Annotated in this window: 17 protein-coding genes; 7 read left to right on the top strand and 10 right to left on the bottom strand. The window is 66.8% G+C overall.

The window, feature by feature from the left end; genetic code table 11:
- Positions 1–91: 91 nt before the first annotated feature.
- Both G5S35_RS24260 and G5S35_RS24255 read right to left on the bottom strand, forming a co-directional pair.
- Positions 92–1,390 (bottom strand): ATP-binding protein, encoded by a 1,299-nt coding sequence (locus tag G5S35_RS24260; protein ID WP_124263216.1) that lies wholly within the window; start codon positions 1,388–1,390, stop codon positions 92–94.
- Between the two features lie 274 nt (positions 1,391–1,664).
- The gene (locus G5S35_RS24255) at positions 1,665–2,540 is read right to left on the bottom strand and encodes a 3-hydroxyacyl-CoA dehydrogenase family protein (RefSeq protein ID WP_234775280.1); all 876 of its coding nucleotides are present in this window, start codon (positions 2,538–2,540) and stop codon (positions 1,665–1,667) included.
- 469 nt (positions 2,541–3,009) lie between these two features.
- On the opposite strand from G5S35_RS24255, the gene katG reads away from it, so the two are divergent.
- A complete protein-coding gene (gene katG / locus G5S35_RS24250) occupies positions 3,010–5,184 on the top strand; it encodes a catalase/peroxidase HPI (protein ID WP_183039794.1) in 2,175 nt (724 codons plus the stop codon).
- Between the two features lie 164 nt (positions 5,185–5,348).
- Here katG and G5S35_RS24245 read toward each other — a convergent pair whose 3' ends face one another.
- Entirely contained in the window at positions 5,349–6,290 is a 942-nt protein-coding gene (locus G5S35_RS24245; RefSeq protein ID WP_183039793.1) for a LysR family transcriptional regulator, read from the bottom strand.
- A 164-nt stretch (positions 6,291–6,454) separates the two neighbouring features.
- On the opposite strand from G5S35_RS24245, the gene G5S35_RS24240 reads away from it, so the two are divergent.
- Positions 6,455–6,715, top strand: coding sequence for a DUF2798 domain-containing protein (locus G5S35_RS24240; RefSeq protein WP_183039792.1), 261 nt, complete (start codon positions 6,455–6,457; stop codon positions 6,713–6,715).
- A 55-nt stretch (positions 6,716–6,770) separates the two neighbouring features.
- Here the strand turns inward: G5S35_RS24240 and G5S35_RS24235 are convergent, their stop codons facing one another.
- A complete protein-coding gene (locus tag G5S35_RS24235; protein WP_183039791.1) occupies positions 6,771–7,328 on the bottom strand; it encodes a lipocalin family protein in 558 nt (185 codons plus the stop codon).
- Between the two features lie 363 nt (positions 7,329–7,691).
- Here G5S35_RS24235 and G5S35_RS24230 point away from each other — a divergent pair, with 363 nt between their 5' ends.
- From G5S35_RS24230 to pdeM, 4 genes are read left to right on the top strand one after another with little or no spacing between them, the layout of a single operon-like run.
- Complete coding sequence (locus G5S35_RS24230) at positions 7,692–8,768, top strand: ligase-associated DNA damage response exonuclease (protein ID WP_183039790.1); 1,077 nt, start codon at positions 7,692–7,694, stop codon at positions 8,766–8,768.
- Complete coding sequence (locus G5S35_RS24225; protein WP_183039789.1) at positions 8,765–10,432, top strand: ATP-dependent DNA ligase; 1,668 nt, start codon at positions 8,765–8,767, stop codon at positions 10,430–10,432. The genes G5S35_RS24230 and G5S35_RS24225 overlap by 4 nt, the downstream gene beginning before the upstream one ends.
- A complete protein-coding gene (locus G5S35_RS24220; RefSeq protein WP_183039788.1) occupies positions 10,429–13,113 on the top strand; it encodes a ligase-associated DNA damage response DEXH box helicase in 2,685 nt (894 codons plus the stop codon). The genes G5S35_RS24225 and G5S35_RS24220 overlap by 4 nt, the downstream gene beginning before the upstream one ends.
- Before the next feature lies 1 nt (position 13,114).
- Positions 13,115–13,777 carry a ligase-associated DNA damage response endonuclease PdeM gene (pdeM, locus tag G5S35_RS24215; protein WP_183039787.1) on the top strand — a complete coding sequence of 221 codons (663 nt, stop codon included), beginning with the start codon at positions 13,115–13,117 and terminating at the stop codon, positions 13,775–13,777.
- 46 nt (positions 13,778–13,823) lie between these two features.
- Here pdeM and G5S35_RS24210 read toward each other — a convergent pair whose 3' ends face one another.
- From G5S35_RS24210 to G5S35_RS24185, 6 genes are all read right to left on the bottom strand, one after another.
- Complete coding sequence (locus G5S35_RS24210; protein ID WP_065059655.1) at positions 13,824–14,357, bottom strand: cytochrome b; 534 nt, start codon at positions 14,355–14,357, stop codon at positions 13,824–13,826.
- Positions 14,354–15,424, bottom strand: coding sequence for a catalase family peroxidase (locus tag G5S35_RS24205; RefSeq protein WP_183039786.1), 1,071 nt, complete (start codon positions 15,422–15,424; stop codon positions 14,354–14,356). The genes G5S35_RS24210 and G5S35_RS24205 overlap by 4 nt, the downstream gene beginning before the upstream one ends.
- Before the next feature lie 133 nt (positions 15,425–15,557).
- Positions 15,558–15,902 (bottom strand): cupin domain-containing protein, encoded by a 345-nt coding sequence (locus G5S35_RS24200; protein WP_065059653.1) that lies wholly within the window; start codon positions 15,900–15,902, stop codon positions 15,558–15,560.
- A complete protein-coding gene (locus G5S35_RS24195; RefSeq protein WP_065059833.1) occupies positions 15,899–16,891 on the bottom strand; it encodes a M14 family metallopeptidase in 993 nt (330 codons plus the stop codon). Before G5S35_RS24195 ends, G5S35_RS24200 begins: the two co-directional genes overlap by 4 nt.
- 140 nt (positions 16,892–17,031) lie before the next feature.
- Positions 17,032–17,937 carry a GNAT family N-acetyltransferase gene (locus G5S35_RS24190; RefSeq protein WP_237181642.1) on the bottom strand — a complete coding sequence of 302 codons (906 nt, stop codon included), beginning with the start codon at positions 17,935–17,937 and terminating at the stop codon, positions 17,032–17,034.
- 140 nt (positions 17,938–18,077) lie between these two features.
- On the bottom strand, positions 18,078–18,230 hold the full coding sequence (locus G5S35_RS24185) for a hypothetical protein (RefSeq protein WP_156773727.1): 153 nt from the start codon (positions 18,228–18,230) through the stop codon (positions 18,078–18,080).
- Between G5S35_RS24185 and G5S35_RS24180 the strand changes: the two genes are divergently transcribed.
- The gene (locus G5S35_RS24180; protein WP_065059651.1) at positions 18,229–18,840 is read left to right on the top strand and encodes a helix-turn-helix domain-containing protein; all 612 of its coding nucleotides are present in this window, start codon (positions 18,229–18,231) and stop codon (positions 18,838–18,840) included. The genes G5S35_RS24185 and G5S35_RS24180 overlap by 2 nt on opposite strands.
- The last annotated feature ends 263 nt before the right edge of the window (positions 18,841–19,103 follow it).

The following is a 19,103-nucleotide window of genomic DNA, read 5'->3' as shown; positions in this document are numbered from 1 at the left end:
TAAAGCGCAGCGGGCCGGTCAAAGCGGAGACTTCGACCGGCCCGCTGTGCGTTCGCTGTTTGCTGTTCTCTTCCGTTCGCTCCCGGCGCGCTTAAGCGCGCGCTTCCTTTTCCATCGGCACGATCACGCGCACCCACAAACCGCCTTCCGGGTGATCGCCGATCTTGAGCTTCGCGTTGCACAGCCGCGCGAGGCGGCGCACGATCGACATGCCCATGCCCCAATGCTTGCCGAGGCCGAGCGTCGAGGCCCGCGCCGCGCGCGCGGCGAGTGACGGCGCGGCCAGCGCGCCTTCGTCGGGCAGACTCGCGCCGACGCCTTGCCCGTGATCGCGCACGCTCAAGGTCCACGAACGCGGGCCGCGCGCCGTGCAGATTTCGACGGGCGGCGCGCCGTGCGCGAGCGCATTGCCGACGAGGTTGTCGACGAGACGCACGAGCGCGGTGCGCGGCAGTTCGAACGCCTCGCCGGCATTGAGGTGCAGCACGATGCGCGCGTCGCTGGTATTCGCGCCGAAGATGAAGCGGTCTCTCAGATACGCTTCCACGCCCACGGGCGCATGATCCGCGCCGCCGCCCACCGTTTCGACGAACTGGCGCGCGAGATCCTGAAAGAGATCGATGTCCTCGACCAGCGCAACGCGCAGATGCCAGCGCGCGCCGTTCGTCGCGTAGGCGCGCAGCCGCGCCGCGTGCGATTCGATCTGGCGAAGGAATGCGGGGAAAAACGTCGAGCGGTCCTGATCCGCGCCGCTGCGGCGGCACAGCAGATCGCCCAGCGCGCGGGCGACGCCGTGCAGTTCGCGCAGGCGGCCGTCGAACGAAGGCGGGGCTGATAACAAAGACGAGGATGACGACGAGGACGCATCGCCCGCCGTGGTCGTGGGACAGCGAACCGCCGCGCGCAAGGCGGCCGTCAATGCGTGCAGATCGTCGCGGATACGGCGCAGCCACCAGGCGCGCAGCGCGAGCAGAAACGCGCACACCGCGAGCGCGAGCACCGCGAAACGCGCGACGAAGCGCGCATCGATCGAGCGCGCGAACGCCTGCATGCAGGAGATGGCCGCCGTGCAATGCGCATCGGCATCGCTGCCGACAGCGGCGAACGCGGCGTCGGCTTCCCAGACGGCGTCGCGCAGATGCGGTTTCACGCGCGCACGCAGATCGACGATGTGCGGACGGATCGACACACGCGGTGCAATGCCGTGCGCGCTCTCGCTCGAAGCGGCGAGATCGGCGGCGGGATCGTCCTGCCACGCGGCGGGCGCGCCGGACGCCTGTTCGAAAGGCGCGTCGCCGGACATGAACGGCGCGTTCGCGTCGAGTTGGCGCAAGCCCACCTGCACCAGCATCAAGGACGCAATCGATAGCAGCACGATCCGGACAAACAAGGCGGTCACCCCTTTTTTATTGACATCGATCTTCGGGTTGACGTCGTGACGTGCACCCCTGAAGTAGCCGCTTTTTGGGCCATGACCGTATTGTCCGCGACGCGCGGCGATTTAAATTCAGCGAAAAGCGTGGTGATCGGGCTCTTTTTCGTCGGCGAAATGCCGTTAATAACGGATGAGGGCGATTCCGATGAGGCAATTGAACGGTTTCGGTAAGCCCGTCGTCAGCCGCGAAGCGGGCCGCGCCGAGCCGGCGCCGCGCCCGCTTCGGGCTTTAACGGCCCGCGATCAGCTTGCGCCGCGCGGCCTTCACGCGGGCGAGGCGTGCCTCGTCCCAGTCGTAGAAGCCCGCGCCGCTGCGCACGCCGACGCGTCCGGCGGCCACTTTCTCGCGCAGCAGGTCGATCACGCCTTCGTCCTTGGCGAGTTCGGGCATCAGATGCGAGGAGATATCGACGAAGGTGTCGAGCCCGCCCATGTCCGCGCCCTCGAACGGACCGACGATGCCCCAGCGCCGGCCGAGCGACGCCTTCATCACGCGGTCGACGACTTCGGCGCTCGCCGCGCCCGAGCGCACGATATTGAGCGCCTCGCGCAGCACCGCGAATTGCAGCCGGTTGCCGACGAAACCCGGAATCGACTTTGCGAGCACGACCGGCTCCATGCCGATGCCGCTCATCAGCGACTCGGTGCGCGCGGTGACGTCCGCGCGCGTGGCGCTGCCGGGGACGACTTCGACGAGCGGGATCATGTGCGGCGGATTCCAGAAATGCGCGATCACGAAACGCTCGGGCGCGGGCAGCGCGCTCGCGAGCAGATCGGGCTCGAAGCCGCTGGTGTTGCTCGCGAGGATCGCATCGGGCGCGAGCACCGCGCCGAGTTGCGCGTAGAGCCGATGTTTGAGTTCGAGCACTTCGGGCACGGCTTCGAAGACGAACTGCGCGTGCGCCATGACGTCGAGCGAGACGCTCGTTTCGATGCGCGCGAGCGCGGCGGCGCGCGCGTTCGCGTCGATACGGCCCGCGTCGATCAGTTCGTCGAGCACGGCTTCGGCTTTTGCCGTCACGCCTGCGAGGCGCGCGGGATCGACATCGTGGACGATGGTGCGCAGACCGTGCAGCGCGCATTGCGTCGCGATGCCCACGCCCATCAAACCCGAGCCGACCACGCCCGCCACGGTGACTGCTGACTGCTTTGTTGCCTGCTCTGATGCCACTGCCTGGTTCATGCCGATCGCCCTCCGGGCCTGAATTTTCTGAATTTTCTGCAAAATCCTTTTGCAGGATCGATTGCTGAAGCGCATGCCGAATGCGCAAGCGTACAGGATTCTTTACCTTAAGCCTGGTGTTCGGGGCAAGCCATCGGTTAAATAAAGCGGAACGAGCGCGCCGTTAAGGTGATGGGCATAACCTGAATTATTCTTAATTCATCATGCGGATATTAAAAGCCGATTGTGCATTTGCGCACACGGTTCGATGTCAACCCGGCGTAACGCGTTTGCGATCATGGGTTTACGTTTTGTTGCGCGGTTCGGCGTAATGCGTAGAGAAGAAAAATGGTCGCCGGTAGGTAATTGATCACTGCTATATTTAAAAATCCCCAACCCGAATTTGATCGACATGAGCACGCCCATCGATACACCGACGCCCGAACAAGGCAAGTGCCCGTTCCACGCCGCTGCAAAAACCATTGCCGGCAGCGGCACCGCCAATCTTCACTGGTGGCCCAATCAGTTGCGCGTCGATCTGCTCAATCAGCATTCGCAGCGCTCGAATCCGCTCGGCGAGCAATTCGACTATCGCGCGGAATTCAAGAAGCTCGATTACGACGCATTGAAGGCCGACCTGCGCACGGTGCTGACCGACTCGCAGCCGTGGTGGCCCGCCGACTGGGGCACCTACGCGGGTCTGTTCATCCGCATGGCCTGGCATAGCGCGGGCACCTACCGCATGATCGATGGCCGCGGTGGTGCGGGCCGCGGCCAGCAGCGCTTCGCGCCGCTCAACGCGTGGCCCGACAACGTCAACCTCGACAAGGCGCGTCGCCTGCTGTGGCCGGTCAAGCAGAAGTACGGGCAGAAGATTTCGTGGGCCGATCTGATCGTGCTGGCCGGCAACGTCGCGCTGGAAAGCGCCGGTTTCCAGACGCTCGGTTTCGCGGCTGGCCGCGAAGACGTGTGGGAACCGGATATGGACGTGAACTGGGGCGACGAAGCCAAATGGCTGACGCACCGCGATCCGGAAACGCTCGCGAAGAACCCGTTGTCGGCCACGGAAATGGGCTTGATCTACGTGAATCCCGAAGGTCCGAACGCGAGCGGCGACCCGGCGTCGGCGGCAGCGGCCATCCGCGCGACCTTTGGCAACATGGCGATGGACGACGAGGAAATCGTCGCGCTGATCGCCGGCGGTCACACGCTCGGCAAGACTCACGGCGCGGGTTCGGCGGAGAACGTGAGCACGGACCCGGAAGCGTCGTCGCTCGACGCGCAGGGTCTGGGCTGGCAGAGCCGATTCGGCTCGGGCGCGGGTGCGGATGCGATCACGTCGGGTCTCGAAGTGGTCTGGACGCAAACGCCCACGCAGTGGAGCAATCACTTCTTCGAAAACCTGTTCAAGTACGAGTGGGTGCAGACGCGCAGCCCGGCGGGCGCGATCCAGTTCGAAGCGAAGGACGCGCCTGAGATCATTCCCGATCCGTTCGACGCGTCGAAGAAGCGCAAGCCGACCATGCTGGTCACCGATCTCACGCTGCGTTTCGATCCGGAATTCGAAAAGATTTCGCGCCGCTTCCTCGGCGATCCGCAGGCGTTCAACGAAGCGTTCGCACGTGCGTGGTTCAAGCTGACCCATCGCGACATGGGGCCGAAGGCGCGTTATCTCGGTCCGGAAGTGCCCGCGCAGGATCTGTTGTGGCAAGACCCGCTGCCCGCGCCGGTGCATCAGCCGAGTGCGGCCGACATTGCGGATCTCAAGGCGAAAATCGCGGCGTCGGGGCTGTCCGTGAGCGAACTGGTGTCGGTTGCGTGGGCGTCGGCGTCGACGTTCCGTGGCGGCGACAAGCGCGGCGGCGCAAATGGCGCGCGCATCGCGCTCGCCCCGCAAAAGGACTGGGACGTGAACAAGGACGCCGTTGGCGTGCTGCCGACGCTTCAGGCAATCCAGCAGGCGTCGGGCAAGGCGTCGCTCGCCGATGTGATCGTGCTGGCCGGCGTGGTCGGTGTCGAGCAGGCCGCGCGCGCGGCGGGCGTCGAGATCGACGTGCCGTTCGCGCCGGGCCGTGTGGACGCACGCCAGGATCAGACCGATATCGAGTCGGTCAATGTGCTCGAACCGCGCGCCGACGGCTTCCGCAACTATCGCAGCGTGCAGGACGGTCCGGCGGCGGAAATGCTGCTGATCGACAAGGCGCAGCAGCTTACGCTGACCGCACCCGAAATGACGGTGCTGATCGGCGGCCTGCGCGTGCTGGGCGCGAATGCGCACGGGAATCGCGACGGCGTGCTGACCGGCAGGCCGGGCGTGTTGAGCAATGACTTCTTTATCAACCTGCTCGATATGGGCACGGCGTGGAAAGCGGCCGATGCGTCGTCGGAACGTTTCGAAGGGCGCGACCGCAAGAGCGCGGAAGTGAAATACACCGGCACGCGCGTCGATCTGGTGTTCGGTTCGAACGCCGTGCTGCGCGCGCTCGCGGAGGTCTATGCGAGCGCCGATGCGAAGGAGAAGTTCGTGAACGACTTCGTCGCGGCGTGGACCAGGGTCATGAATCTGGATCGATTCGACCTGGTTTAATGGTGAGCCCGGACATCGAGGATGTCCGGGCGCATCGGCATTGCGTGGTTATCGGCATTGTCATCGCATCGTATCGCGCGCCGCGTCATGGCGTGGTGCGGCGGCGTGCCGACATGCTGGCCGCGTTCATTCCTCGGGCGCTGAAATTGGCCGCGCGTCGCGAGTCATCGTGCGACCGCTGTACCGCATGAATCCGTTTCGCTCTGCAACGCCTGCTCGACATAGTCGATAAAGGCTCGCGCTCGCGCATTCATCGCCGACCGCTCGGCGACGCATGCATAGAGTTCCATCGGCTCGGGTTCGGCGTGGACGGTGCCTTCGTCGTGCGGCTCGAACAGCGTGACCAGCTTGCCGCTGTCGATCAGCGGCTGCGCCACGAAACTCGCGAGCCGCGCGATGCCGCCGCCGTTCGCCGCGATCTGCGCCAGCATGTCGATGTCGTCGCAGACGAAGGCGGGGTTGATCGGCGCGTCGAAATGCCTGCCTTCGCGCACGAATCCCCACGGCAGAAAGCGGCCGTCCGTTGGATAGCGGAACACGGCGCACGCGTGATGCTTGAGGTCTTCGGGCGTGAGCGGCACGCCCGCGCGATCCAGATACGCACGCGCAGCGCAGACCAGAAACGGTCTCGACGCGATGCGCCGGGCGATCAGCCGCTCATCGAGTTGCGCGGCGATCCGGATACTGACGTCGACGCCCTCGAGCCGATGATCGACGGCCCGGTCGGTGCTGATGAGTTCGAGATCGATGCGCGGATACGCGGTCTTGAAGCCCGGCATCAGCCGCGCGAGCACGTGGCGGCCGAACGCCGCCGTGGTGGCGACGCACAGCGCGCCGTGCGGCTGCGCCTGGGCCGTGGCGACCTGCGAGGCGAGATCGATGTCGCCGGGAATATGGCGGACCCTGGCGTAATAACGCGCGCCGCTTTCGGTGAGCGCCACGCTGCGCGTCGTTCGCGACAGCACGCGCACGCCCAGGTGCGTTTCGAGTCGCGCGATGCTCTGACTCACGGCCGCCGCGCTCACGCCTTGTGCGCGCGCCGCCGCCGCGATGCTGCCGGTTTCCACGACGCGGATGAAGCAGTTGATCAAGCCGAGAATGTCCATTGCCCTGTGTTCAGTGTTTTATGTCTCTTGTTTTACGTCGCGCTGATCGGTCATTTCGTAAATTTTACTTAAAAATGAATCAAGCGCTGGACGGCTGGGCACGTATTCGCGGCCTTGTTACGCTGGCGATCCGTTAAACAGCCCACAAGAACGAGGTCGCATTCATGCCAGCCGGAACGCCGCAAAACCGCCGCATTCGCTTTCCCATCTCGACGACGCCTTATGTCTTTGCGCTTTATATGGCGACCATCATGGCGTTTCTGATGTGTCTCGTGATTACCGTCGCCGAATTCGGCATTGACGGGCATTACATGGAAAATGTGATGAATGCGTATCGGGTGGCGATGCCGTCGGCGTTTATTTGCGTGCTGATCGTGCGCCCGATCGTCGCCCGGCTGGTGGCGTGGACGGTGCACGCGCGTTAAGGCTGCGCGCTCGCCGCCGCCTCGACGCCGTACAAAACCATACAAAAACGCCGCGTCAATCCGGCGCTTGCTGCGTCACTCTCACGAGCGACCAGTCGTAACCGAGCGCCTTCACGCGTTCGCGCAGGCTGTCGAGCATCGCGGGCGACGGGTGGGCCGCGCGGGTCAACACCCACAGATAACGGCCCGATGGTTCGCCCACGATCGACCAGTCGTATGCGTCGCCGTGATCGAGAATCCAGTAGTCGCCGTAGAACGGCCCGAAGAACGACACCTTGAGCTTGGCGTTCGTCGCGGCATCGACGACCTTGGCCTTGCCGGTCGATTCGTGTTCGTCACCCGTCACGCCGCCTTTGCGGCCGCGATTGACGACCTTTACCGTGCCGTTTTCGTTGAGCGAGTAGTCCGCCGTCACCGCATCCATGTCCTTTTCGAACGAGGCTTCGTAGCGGAACTGTTCGTACCAGCGGCCCATGTATTTCGTCAGGTCGACGGATCGGGCGGGCTCGGGCACGGCGCGATTACCGACCGGCCCCGGACGCGGTATGTACGCGCAGGCACCGAGCAATAGCGCGGCGCCGGCGAGTGCGGTAACGAGAATCTTCTTTCGCATGCAGGTGATCTCCGATGATAGTGGCGGCATTCTCGCTCGGCGGGCGCGGACCCGCAGCGAGCAAAACACGCCCCGACATACAGGCTGTTGTCCAGGCGACGATGCATTCATTCAAACCAACACGCGGTTGAAGCAAAGCTCGGGCCATGCTGCGTCGCGGCGTGCGAACGCGCGGTTTCGAGCCGTTGTCTGTGGCTTCCTGTGGGCGGCCGCTACCGCGCGATGAGGCCGATGTAATCCTGGCGAGCGTCGGCTGAAATTTTTTACCGCGAACGCGCCCGTCTCGGGACCGCCCGTCTCGGGACCGCTTCTTGCGTCACGCGAGCGAGGCGAACGTTCGACCTCGACAGGGAGCAGGCAGGCGTGATCCATTCCTCCGATCTGATTGTGGCGCGCCCCGAAGGACTGTATTGCCCGCCCGGCGATTTCCATATCGATCCGTGGCGGCCGGTCGAGCGCGCCATCATCACGCACGCGCACGCGGACCACGCGCGCAGTGGCCACGCGCGCTATCTCGCCGCGCAGGCGGGGCTCGGCGTGCTGCTTGCGAGGCTGCCGGGCATCAGCGTGCAGGGCGTGCGTTACGGCGAAGCGGTCGAGATCAACGGCGTGCGCGTCTCGCTGCATCCGGCGGGACACGTGCTGGGTTCGGCGCAGGTGCGCGTCGAGCACGGCGGACGCGTGTGGGTCGCGTCCGGCGATTACAAGGTCGAGCCCGATCCGACCTGCGCGCCGTTCGAACCGGTGCGCTGCGATACCTTCATCACCGAATCCACGTTCGGCTTGCCGATCTATCGCTGGGAGCCGTCCGCCGATATCTTCGCGGGCATCGACGCCTGGTGGCGTCACAACGCCGCGGCGGGCCGCGCGTCGGTGCTGTTCTGCTACGCGTTCGGCAAGGCGCAGCGCGTGCTCGCGAGCGTCGATTGCGGCATCGGCCCGATCTTCTGCCACGGTGCGGTCGAAACGCTGAACCGCGCGTATCGCGAGGCGGGCGTCGCGCTGCCGCCGACGCGTCTCGTCAGCGAGATCGCGGCGCGCGACAAGTCGGCGTTCAGGGACGCGCTGATCGTTGCGCCGCCCTCGGCGCAGGGCAGCGCGTGGATGCGCCGCTTCGGCGATTACAGCGATGCCTTCGCGTCCGGCTGGATGCGCGTGCGCGGCATGCGGCGTCGGCGCGGCGTCGATCGCGGCATGGTGCTGTCGGATCACGCCGACTGGCCCGGTCTGCAACAGGCGATCGGCGCGACGGGCGCGCAACGCGTGATCGTCACGCATGGGCAGATCGAGCCGATGGTGCGCTGGCTCGCGTCGCAAGGGCTCGACGCGGGCGCGTTCGCCACCGAATACGGCGACGAGGCGATCGAAGCCGGTGCCGCCGATCGCGCCGCCGACGCCGACGACAGCGCCGCGCCCGACGCCGCGAGCGCGCAGCCATGAGACAGTTCGCGGCCCTCTATACGGCGCTCGACGCCACGACCTCGACGAACGACAAGCTCGACGCGTTGCTGAGCTATTTCTCCGCCGCCGAACCCGAGGACGCCGCCTGGGCCGCGTATTTTCTGGCCGGCGGCAAGCCGCGCCAGGCGGTGCCGACGCGCGTGCTGGTCGAGTGCGCGCGCGACCGGGCGCGGCTGCCCGACTGGCTGTTCGAGGAGTCGTATCAGGCGGTGGGCGATCTCGCCGAAACCGTCGCGCACGTGCTGCCGCCCGCGACGCGCGAAACGGAGCTGGGTCTCGCGCAATGGATCGAGCAGCGCGTGCTGCCGTTGCGCGGCAGCGATCCCGCCGATCTGTGCGCGCGCCTGACGCAGTATTGGGACGAACTGAACTGGAGCGAGCGTTTTCTGCTGACCAAGCTGATCGGCGGCGGCTTTCGCGTGGGCGTGTCGCGGCAGCTTGTCGTGCGCGCGCTCGCGCGCGTGGCGGGCGTCGATCACAAGCGCATCGCGCAACGCATGGTCGGCTGGACCGATTCGCGCCAGGCGCCCAGCGCGGCCCGCTATCTGCGTCTGATCGCGCCGGCTGCCGAAGGCGACGACGTCGATACGCCGCACGAGAGCGACGTCGGCTTGCCGTATCCGTTCTTTCTCGCGCATCCGCTCCAGAGCGATCCCGCCACGCTGGGCGCGGTCGCGGGGTGGATCGCCGAATGGAAATGGGACGGCATTCGCGCGCAGATCGTCAAGCGCGCGGGGCGCGTGTGGATCTGGTCGCGCGGCGAGGATCTCGTGACCGAGCGCTTTCCCGAGCTGGCTTCGCTGGGCGAGGCGCTGCCCGACGGCACCGTGATCGACGGCGAAATTCTCGCGTGGGAGCCGGGCGCGACCGCGCCGCTGCCGTTCGCGCGGCTGCAACCACGCATCACGCGCAAGACGCTGACCCGCAAAGTGCTCGCCGATTCGCCGGCCGCGCTGCTCGCCTACGATCTGCTGGAAGAGCACGGCCGCGATCTGCGCGGCGAGCCGCTCGACGCCCGCCGCGCGCGGCTCGATACGCTGGCGCGGACGATGTCGGCGACGCTGGCGCTCGATCTGCTGCGTGTGTCGCCGATCGTCGAGGCGCCGGACTGGCCCGCGCTCGCCGCGCTGCGCGAGCAGAGCCGCGCGCGCGGCGTCGAAGGGCTGATGCTCAAGGAGCGCGCGTCGATGTACGGGGTGGGGCGCACCAAGGCGTCGGGTACGTGGTGGAAATGGAAGATCGAGCCGTATTCGATCGACGCCGTGCTGCTCTACGCGCAGCGCGGTCACGGTCGTCGCGCGAGTCTCTACACCGACTTTACCTTCGCGGTCTGGGACGAGCGCGACGGCACGCGCACGCTTGTGCCGTTCGCCAAGGCGTATTCCGGCCTGACCGACGAGGAAATGCGCAAGGTCGATGCGGTCGTGCGCAAGACGACGGTCGAGAAGTTCGGTCCGGTGCGCAGCGTGACGCCGACGCTCGTTTTCGAAATCGGCTTCGAGGGAATCCAGGCGAGTCCGCGCCACAAATCGGGCATCGCCGTGCGGTTTCCGCGCATGCTGCGCTGGCGCACCGACAAGTCGATCGACGATGCCGACACGCTGGACATGCTCAAAGGCTTTCTGAGCGAGGCGCGACCATGAGCGCGCCGAATAACGCAAATGCGGACGCCGACGCGGACGCCCACACTGACGCCGACGAAAGCCCCGAGGCCGCGCCGCGCAAAGCGCGTCCGCGCCGCATCCCGCGTTCGCGCGCGGCGCAGGAAAAACTCGACGCGGCGAGCGCCGACGCGTTCACGCCCGAGCCGTTCGCCTATGACGCATACGCCGCGCAGACGCCGATCGAGACGCGCATCGCGCAGTGGTTCGCGGCGCAGGGCTGGCAGCCGTTCGCGTTTCAGCAGACGGTCTGGCGCGAGATCGCGCGCGGCGCGAGCGGCCTGCTGCACGCGACGACCGGCGCGGGCAAGACGTGGGCGGTGTGGATTGGCGCGCTGGCGGCGTGGGCGGAGGCTTCGGTTTCGGCTTCGGCGTCTTCGCCAGGAACCGCGCGGCGCGCGCCGTTGCCCGCGCCGCTCACGGTGCTCTGGATCACGCCGATGCGCGCGCTCGCCGCCGATAGCGCGCGGGCGCTACAGAGCGCCGCCAAAGCGCTGGGCGCGCCGTGGACCATCGGGCTGCGCACGGGCGACACCTCGTCGACCGAGCGCGCGCGGCAGAACCGCCGCATGCCGTCGGCGCTCGTCACCACGCCCGAAAGCCTCACGCTGATGCTCACGCGCGCCCAGGCGCGCGAGGAGCTGGCGCATCTGCGGCTCGTCGTGGTCGACGAATGGCACGAGCTGCTCGGCAACAAGCGCGGCACGCAAACGCAGCTCGCGCTCGCGCGCCTCACGCACTGGCGGCCCGAACTCCAGGTCTGGGGGCTGTCGGCGACGCTCGGCAATCTCGCGCTCGCGCACGACGCGCTGCTGCATGGCGTACGCACGCCGCGCGTGAACGTGCGCGGCGCGCAACCCAAAACGCTGATCGTCGATACGCTGATTCCCGCCACCATCGAACGCTTTCCGTGGGGCGGCCATCTGGGCACGCGCCAGGTGGGCGCGGTCGCCGCGGGGGTCGACGCGGCGCAAAGCTCGCTGGTGTTCACCAACACGCGCTCGCAGGCCGAAGCCTGGTATCGGTCGCTGCTCGAACTGCGGCCCGAGTGGGCCGGGCTCATCGCCTTGCATCACGGCTCGCTCGACAAGTCGGTGCGCGACTGGGTCGAATCCGGGTTGAAGCACGGCCGCCTGAAGGCGGTCGTCTGCACGTCGAGTCTCGATCTCGGCGTGGACTTTCTGCCCGTCGAGCGCGTGTTTCAGATCGGCTCGCCCAAAGGCGTCGCGCGGCTGATGCAGCGCGCGGGGCGCTCGGGCCACGCGCCGGGCCGCGTCTCGCGCGTGACCATCGTGCCCACGCATGCGCTCGAACTGGTCGAGGCGGCCGCCGCGCGCTGGGCCATCGGCGAGCGCCGCATCGAAGGCCGCGACATGCCGGTCAAACCTTTCGACGTGCTCGTGCAGCATCTCGTGACGGTGGCGATCGGCGGCGGTTTCACGCCGGGCGCGCTCTATGACGAGATTCGCAGCGCCTACGCGTATCGCGATCTCACACAAGCCGAATTCGACTGGGCGCTGACCTTTGTCGAACGCGGTGGCGCGTCGCTCGGCGCGTATCCCGACTATCACCGCGTGGCGATGGATGCCGACGGCGTCTATCGCGTGCCGCGCGACGACCTCGCGCGCCGCCATCGCAACAACATCGGCACGATCGTTGCCAACTCGACCATCGACGTGCGCTTTTTGTCGGGCGGCCGCATCGGCGCGATGGAGGAATCGTTCATTGCGCGCCTCAAACCTGGCGACGTCTTTACGTTCGGCGGTCGCGCGCTCGAACTCGTGCGCGTGCGCGACATGACCGCCTACGTGAAGCGCGCGAATTCCTCGCGCGGCGCGATGCCGCAATGGGCGGGCAGCAAGATGCCGTTGTCGTCCGAACTGGCCGACGCCGCGCTCGTGATGCTCGCGCGCGCCAGCGAAGGCATCTACGACGAACCCGAAATGCGCGCGATCCAGCCGTTGCTCGAACTCCAGGCGCGCTGGTCGGCGCTGCCCGGACCGGGCGTGCTGGTTGCCGAAAGCGTGCGCACGCGCGAAGGCCATCATTTCTTCTGCTTTCCGTTCGCGGGTCGCATGGCGCATATCGGGCTGGGTGCGTTGATTGGCTGGCGCGTCGCGCGCGACCAGCCGAGCACGTTTTCGATTTCGGTGAACGACTACGGCTTCGAACTGCTCTGCGCGCAACCGTTCGACTGGCAGGCGCTGGTCGACGACGGCCTGTTCTCCGCCGCCCATCTCGAAGACGACATCCTCGCGAGCCTCAACGCATCGGAACTCGCCGCGCGACGCTTTCGCGAGATCGCGCGCGTTTCGGGGCTGGTTTTTCAGGGGCATCCGGGCCAGCAAAAGAGTGCGCGCCAGTTGCAGGCGTCGAGCGGACTGTTCTACGAAGTCTTTCGCCGATACGACAGCGCGAACCTGTTGCTCACGCAGGCCGATCAGGAAGTCGTGCGGCAAGAGCTGGAGTTCGAGCGTATCCGCGCGGCGCTCGCGCGCATGAGCACAAGCCGCTTCGCGCTCGCGCGGCCGCCGAGGCCGACGCCGTTTGCGTTCCCGCTGATCGTCGCCAGGCTGCGCGAAAAAGTGACCACCGAGCATCTGGCCGATCGCGTCGAGCGCATGCTCGCGGAACTCGAAACCGCCGCGCGTCGCGCCGACTGACATGGCCGCGCAAACCTACCCGATCGACGTGAACGGCGCGCCGCTGACGCTCTCGGCGCAGCGCGCGGCGTTCGATCCCGTGAGCCGCGCGGTGTTCGTCGCGGATGTACATCTGGGCAAGGACGCCGTGTTTCGCGCGCGCGGCATTCCGGTGCCGACGGGCGCGACGGCCGACACGTTCGCGCGCCTCGATGCCGTGATCGCGCAGTTCGCGCCGCAATCGCTGTATTTTCTCGGCGATCTGCTGCACGCGCGCGAATCGCACGCGCCCGAGGTGCTCGACGGCTTGCGCCGCTGGCGCGCGGCGCATCGCGGCTTGCGCCTCGTGCTGGTGGAGGGTAATCACGATCGTCACGCGGGCGCGCTTGCCGATGAATTCGGCATCGAGACCGTGTTCGAACCATATCGACTCGGGCCGTGGACGCTGTGCCATCATCCGCAGCCGCACGCGGACGGCTATGTGCTCGCCGGTCACGAGCATCCGGTCTATACGCTGCGCACGGGCGTCGATCGTGTGCGTTTGCCGTGCTTTCGCTTCGGCGCGCGCGTGGGCGTGCTGCCGGCCTTCGGCGCGCTGACCGGCGGCTACGAGGCCACCGGCGAGCGCGGGCCGGAAAGCGTGTACGTGGTGGCCGCGAACCGTATTTTCAGCGTCCGGCGTTGATGCGCGCGACGTCTTTATCGTCCTCGCAACCTCTGCTGGCGGATGCTCAGCGCCACGACGCCATCGACTCGAACACGCCGTCGCGGCGCACCAGTGCATGCAGGAGCGCCGCCGCGAGATGCAGCAGGATCAGCGCGAAAAAGCACAGCGCGAGAAAGCGATGCGCGTTCCAGAGCGCCGAATGCAGCGCGTTGCTGTGCGGCAGGAACGCGGGCAGGCGCACGCCCAGCACCATCACCGGATAATCCGCCGCCGAGAGCATGCCCCAACCGATCAGCGGCAGCGCGATCATCAGCGCGTACAGCACGACGTGCGAGAGGCGGGCGACGAGCTTCATCGGTTCCGGCATGGCCGCGGGCAGCGGCGGCGCGCCGCGCACGAGCCGCAGCACGAGGCGGATCAGCGCGAGCACCAGAATCGCGATGCCGAGCGGCTTGTGGATGGAGACGAGCGTGAGGTAGTCGGGGCGCACCGTCGACACCATGCCCACGCCGATAAACAGCATCGCGAGAATGCAGATCGCCATGAGCCAGTGCAGGACGCGCTGCGCGGGACTGAAGCGGGGGTGGACGGCGTTCATGGCGCGACTCCTTGCGCGTTGCCGCGCGGGTAGTCCTTGTCTTCGGCGGTGCGGCGGTTGAACGACACCGAATAGGCGGCCGAGCGCGCGGCCGGGAACGGATCGTCCGAGACGTGTATGCCGGCGGGCAGTACCGTCGGGTCGAAGTTGAGGTTGCGGCACGGGCCGTCCGCTTCCGGCTCGATGGCCGTGACGATGAGCGTGCCCGCGTCGACGGTGCGCCGGTCGTCCGGCCACGCCTGGCTCGGATCGGCGGTCGGGTCGCCGGGATTCGCGACCGTGATGCGCAGCGTCCAGCGTTGCGGCGCGGACTGCACACGCTGGACGATATCGGTTTCGAGGAAGTTGGGCGCGAGGTGTGCCGCGTCGGCGGCGGAGAGCGGTTGCGGCGCGGCCGCCGGCACGAAGGACCAGCGCACGGCATGCGCCTCGCCCGCCGCGTTTGTGAAGATGAAACTGTTCAGGCTGTTGTAGCGGTCCTGCGCGAACGACGCGGTCAGCGGCGTCGTCGACGCCCACGCGCCGAAGTGCGCGAACTCGGGATGCGCGGCGATGAAGTGCTTCATCGCGTCCGGATCGCTCTTGTTGCCCGCCGCGCCGAGCAGTTCGTAGAACGCTTGCGGCGTGGCGACGGGGAAGAACGGCGCGTCGATCATGGCCGAGCGCCATTCGCTGCCACCGGGCGAGCCGATGAGCAGGCCGAGACCGCGCACGTGCACGCTCGGGTCGGGCGCATTCGGGTCGGCGGTCGCGAGATTGAAGCGGCCCGTGGCGGCGAACGTGCCGGCGGCGAGCATCGGCGCGCTCGACAGTTGCGCGCCCGCGCCGTTCGATTCGAAGCGGCCCGTGAAGCAGATGCCCTTCGCGTGATTGCGCCGGAAGCCCAGCGCGGGGCCGCCCGGCGGGGCGAGCCGGTCGACCAGTTTGGCGGGCGTGAGCCGATGCGGCGACAGCCAGCCGGCGGTCCAGGCGAACGCGGCGGCCAGCGCCAGCACGACGACGCCGATCAGCGCCAGCGCGCCGAGGTGATTCGAATTCGAAGGTGGGGAGGTGTTGTTGCCAGCCATTGCACGGTCTCCTTAGCTGAGCGTTCGTGCAATCTATCAGGTGGCAAAAAAACGTGGGCGTGAAATGTCGGACTGATGAATCCCTTTTAGCACGCACCGCCGCGCCGGAGATTTGGCGCGGTGCGATGCAGCATCAGAAAATCACGTAGATCTTGCGCAGCGTTTCGTTGATTTCCCAAAGGCCTTCGGTATTGGCTTCGAAGAACATCGTGTCGCCGCCCTTGAAATGCAGCGCTTTTTCGCCATCGGGCGTGAAGCTCCCCGAGCCGGAGAGGAAATGCATCACCTCCGCTTCCTTCACCGAACGCCGGTAGGTGCCAGGCGAGCATTCGAACACGCCCGTATCGACGGCTTCCGCGCCGGGAATCACCACCTGGCGGCCCGTGACGCGCGCGGGCTGCGTGCCGGGCAGGCCCGCCGTACCCCAGTCTTCGAGTCCCGCCACCTGGGCGGCCTGCTGAATCTGCTGAACTTTCACTGAATGAATTCCTGTTGACGTGAAGTGTGATCGAGTCGTTGTTCGATGCGGCCGAGCCGCACGACGGTTACGCCGGGCCGCAACTGACGCAGCGAAGGCATGACGAGCATGCAGTCGTCGTAGGGCGTGAGCACGGGCTCGCCGTTCGACCAGCCAATCACCGTGCCCGCCGTATCGAAAGTTTCGAGGCCCGTATAAGGACCGGCGAAACGGAAATCCATGCTGCTCGCGACCACGGGTTCGGTTACGCGCACGACGGTCATCTGCGCGGGCAGCGGCAGGAGCCAGCCGCCGGGCAGATCGCTCGCGTCGATCACGCCCGCGTGCAGCAGAAAGCGCGCGGTGCTGTCGCGCGCGACATCGACGGCACGCTTTTCCCAATGCTGTCCGCACTCGATCAGCAGTGCGTTCTTCGCGCTTTGAGGATCGCCGAAACCTTCGTAGTCGCGCATGCGTCGGCCTTCCGGATGGCCCTCGTCGCAGATCACGGTGGCGGGCACGCCGAGTTGCGCGGACAGCGCGATGCCCTTGTCGAGCGGCCCGGCGACGATCAGCGGCGCGCTTTTTTCGTGCATCGAATGCAGATCGAGCAGCAGATCGACGCTATCGATCACGGGGCGCATGGCGCGCGCGCGATCGAGTTCGGACGAGCGGCGCGACGTATCGTCGAGCGTGGCGGCGGTCCAGACGCGGTTGAAATCCTGATCGACGAAACGCGCCTTGTCCGGTTGCGCGGGATCGAAGCGCGCGTACGCATCGACATTCGCGAACGCCAGCGTGAGACGGCCGCGGCGCGGACGAAGTTGCGCGCGCAACAAGGCATCGACGACGATCGCGCCGCACACTTCATTGCCGTGCGTGAGGGCGTTCACCATTACATGCGGACCGGGCGCGCCGGAGTCGAACGTATGCACGTAGGCGATGCCGGTGTTGCCTTCGGCGTGCGCGGCGATGTCGGGGAACGCGACTTCGATCGGATAGGCGTCCATGCTCATGCGGGACCTCCTGGCTGAGAAAGTTGATCGACGGAGAAACGTCGAGTCGGGGCCGGTTGATTCGGGTTCCTTGGCGAATGCGGGCGGCATCCAGTCCGCTACAGGGCGGGCTGGATGCACACCGTCATGGCACGTCAGCCCATCGCCTGATTGATGATGCCGTAAGCGCGCCAGGCCGCGTCGGGCTCGCCGCTGTGCTGCGCGGCGCTCGCGTTGCGCACCATCTTGACGACCGAATCCACGGGCACGAGGCCGACGCCCGGCAGCCACGCTTCGATGCCCGCGCCGCCCGGCACGTCGAGGCGCACGAAGTCGCCGACGTGTTGCGCGAGCCAGTGCGAGACGAGGGCTTTCGCGCGCGCGTGATCGTCTTGATCGCCGCTATCGCCCGCCGTCGCGGCGACCACCGGGCCGATGGCGTAGCCGCGGCCGAAGCGGCGCGCGAGCGCGAAGCCGGTGATGATGCCGTCGCGTTCGAGCACGACGCCGCCTTGCGCGACCGCGAGCAGGGCGGGCAGCGTGGCGCTGCGGTCGAGACCGCAGCCGCGCGAGGCGAGATCGATGAGCGTCGGCAGATCGGTGGGCGTGACGGCGCGCAGCGTTTCGCCTTGCGGCAGCACGACGGCGGGCGCCTGTTCGACCGTGCCCTGATGTTGCGTGAGGCCGCCGCACGCGGCGAAGCCGAGCTTTTCGTAGAGCGGCTGACCGGCGGGCGTGGCGTGCAGGAAAGTCACGCGCTCGCCGAGCGCCTCGAGCACGAGTTCCATCAGCTTGCGGCCGATGCCGCGTCCTTGCTGATCGGGCGAGACGATCACCATGCCGAGCGTGGCGCGGTCGGCGCCGAACTTCCAGCACAGCGCCGTGCCGATCACGACGCCGTTGTCGACGGCGACGAAGCCTTCGCCCGCCTCGACGGCGAAGCGCCAGTCTTCGGGGCGATGCGGCCAGCGCACGGCCACGGAAAGACCGTGGGCGGCGTCGATGTCGTCGGCGCTGAAACGGCGATAGTGAAGGTCGGGCTTGACGGCGGATTCGGACACAGCGGACTCCTGGATAACGACGTGGACGGCATGTTCAGATTCGACTGTCGCATGCGGCTCACAGGCTTCATAGGACGATCTTCCTGACTTGAGCGAGCACAAGCGGCGGCAGCGCGCGGCTTTTTTATTGTTCATCGCATTCAGAAAAGTTTCAATATAATGAGTGGCAGTGTGCGTGCCTCGATGTCACGCAGCGGGCGCGCCGCGCCGTCGCCATGCACCGAAATCGTGCGCCGGCGTTGGGGAACGAACCGGTTTTGCGCGTCCGGCACCGAATTCAACAGGAAACTCATGCGAACCCAGTCCAGCAAGAAAATCGCGGTGTTGCCGAGCCACGCCGATGTCGGCGCGCGGCTGCGCGCGCTGCGCAATGCTCGCGGCCTGTCCGTCAATGAACTCGCGCTGCGCGCGGGCGTGTCGGTCGGCACCGTGAGCCAGGTCGAGCGCAACAAGGCCAATCCGTCCGTGCGTATTCTGGAGCGTCTGCGTCAGGCGCTCGACGTGCCGTTGAGCGCGTTGCTGGAAGAAGACGACGCGCCGTCCGATCCGCTCACGGGCGATTTCGTGCGGCGCGCGGCGGAGCGCCCGCTGTTCGAGGTGGGCAAAAACGGCATGCAGAAAGAGCTGCTTTCGCCGCATGGCGAGCACGATTTGCAGATGATGGTCATCATGCTGCCGGCGGGCTCGGGGTCGGAGGAAGTGCTGGTGGGCGTCGGCGAAAAATGCGGCCTCGTGATGGAGGGCACGGTGATCCTGAACGTGGGCGATCAGCGCGCCGAACTGCGCGCGGGCGACAGTTTCCAGTTCAAGAGCACGGTGCCGCACAGTGTGCGCAATGAAAGCAGCAAGACGGCGCGGCTGTTGTGGATCATGAACACGCGCCCGCCGGTCATTCATCTTTAAGTATCTCTGGCGGCGCCGCTTTTCGCCGGTATCGGCGCCGCATCCCGGTTGTTCTTCCTCGCTTTTTTCTGAACGCGCTTCACCCGCGATCTCCCCACGCTTTCATTCCTGTTGATGCCCGCGATACTGGCCTGTATCGCGCGGATGAACGCGCACGCCTTGTTGTTTCATTCTTCTGCCGATTGCCTGCGTGCCGACTGCGTGTCACCTGCGCGCCATTAATGAAGCGCGCGTGTGTCAACTCGCCGCTACGGGTTCGCCCT

Origin of the sequence: Paraburkholderia tropica (assembly GCF_014171495.1) — a bacterium.
Classification (GTDB): domain Bacteria; phylum Pseudomonadota; class Gammaproteobacteria; order Burkholderiales; family Burkholderiaceae; genus Paraburkholderia; species Paraburkholderia tropica.
This window is presented reverse-complemented; position numbering and strand designations above follow the sequence as displayed.

What these genes read in the sequence shown, in the direction of transcription:
- G5S35_RS24255 (WP_234775280.1), bottom strand. Translation starts at nt 2,540, where the DNA reads ATGGGCGTGGGCATCGCGACGCAATGCGCGCTGCACGGTCTGCGCACC.
- katG (WP_183039794.1), top strand. Translation starts at nt 3,010, where the DNA reads ATGAGCACGCCCATCGATACACCGACGCCCGAACAAGGCAAGTGCCCG.
- G5S35_RS24245 (WP_183039793.1), bottom strand. Translation starts at nt 6,290, where the DNA reads ATGGACATTCTCGGCTTGATCAACTGCTTCATCCGCGTCGTGGAAACC.
- G5S35_RS24240 (WP_183039792.1), top strand. Translation starts at nt 6,455, where the DNA reads ATGCCAGCCGGAACGCCGCAAAACCGCCGCATTCGCTTTCCCATCTCG.
- G5S35_RS24235 (WP_183039791.1), bottom strand. Translation starts at nt 7,328, where the DNA reads ATGCGAAAGAAGATTCTCGTTACCGCACTCGCCGGCGCCGCGCTATTG.
- G5S35_RS24225 (WP_183039789.1), top strand. Translation starts at nt 8,765, where the DNA reads ATGAGACAGTTCGCGGCCCTCTATACGGCGCTCGACGCCACGACCTCG.
- G5S35_RS24220 (WP_183039788.1), top strand. Translation starts at nt 10,429, where the DNA reads ATGAGCGCGCCGAATAACGCAAATGCGGACGCCGACGCGGACGCCCAC.
- pdeM (WP_183039787.1), top strand. Translation starts at nt 13,115, where the DNA reads ATGGCCGCGCAAACCTACCCGATCGACGTGAACGGCGCGCCGCTGACG.
- G5S35_RS24210 (WP_065059655.1), bottom strand. Translation starts at nt 14,357, where the DNA reads ATGAACGCCGTCCACCCCCGCTTCAGTCCCGCGCAGCGCGTCCTGCAC.
- G5S35_RS24205 (WP_183039786.1), bottom strand. Translation starts at nt 15,424, where the DNA reads ATGGCTGGCAACAACACCTCCCCACCTTCGAATTCGAATCACCTCGGC.
- G5S35_RS24195 (WP_065059833.1), bottom strand. Translation starts at nt 16,891, where the DNA reads ATGGACGCCTATCCGATCGAAGTCGCGTTCCCCGACATCGCCGCGCAC.
- G5S35_RS24180 (WP_065059651.1), top strand. Translation starts at nt 18,229, where the DNA reads ATGCGAACCCAGTCCAGCAAGAAAATCGCGGTGTTGCCGAGCCACGCC.
- G5S35_RS24185 (WP_156773727.1), bottom strand. Translation starts at nt 18,230, where the DNA reads ATGAGTTTCCTGTTGAATTCGGTGCCGGACGCGCAAAACCGGTTCGTT.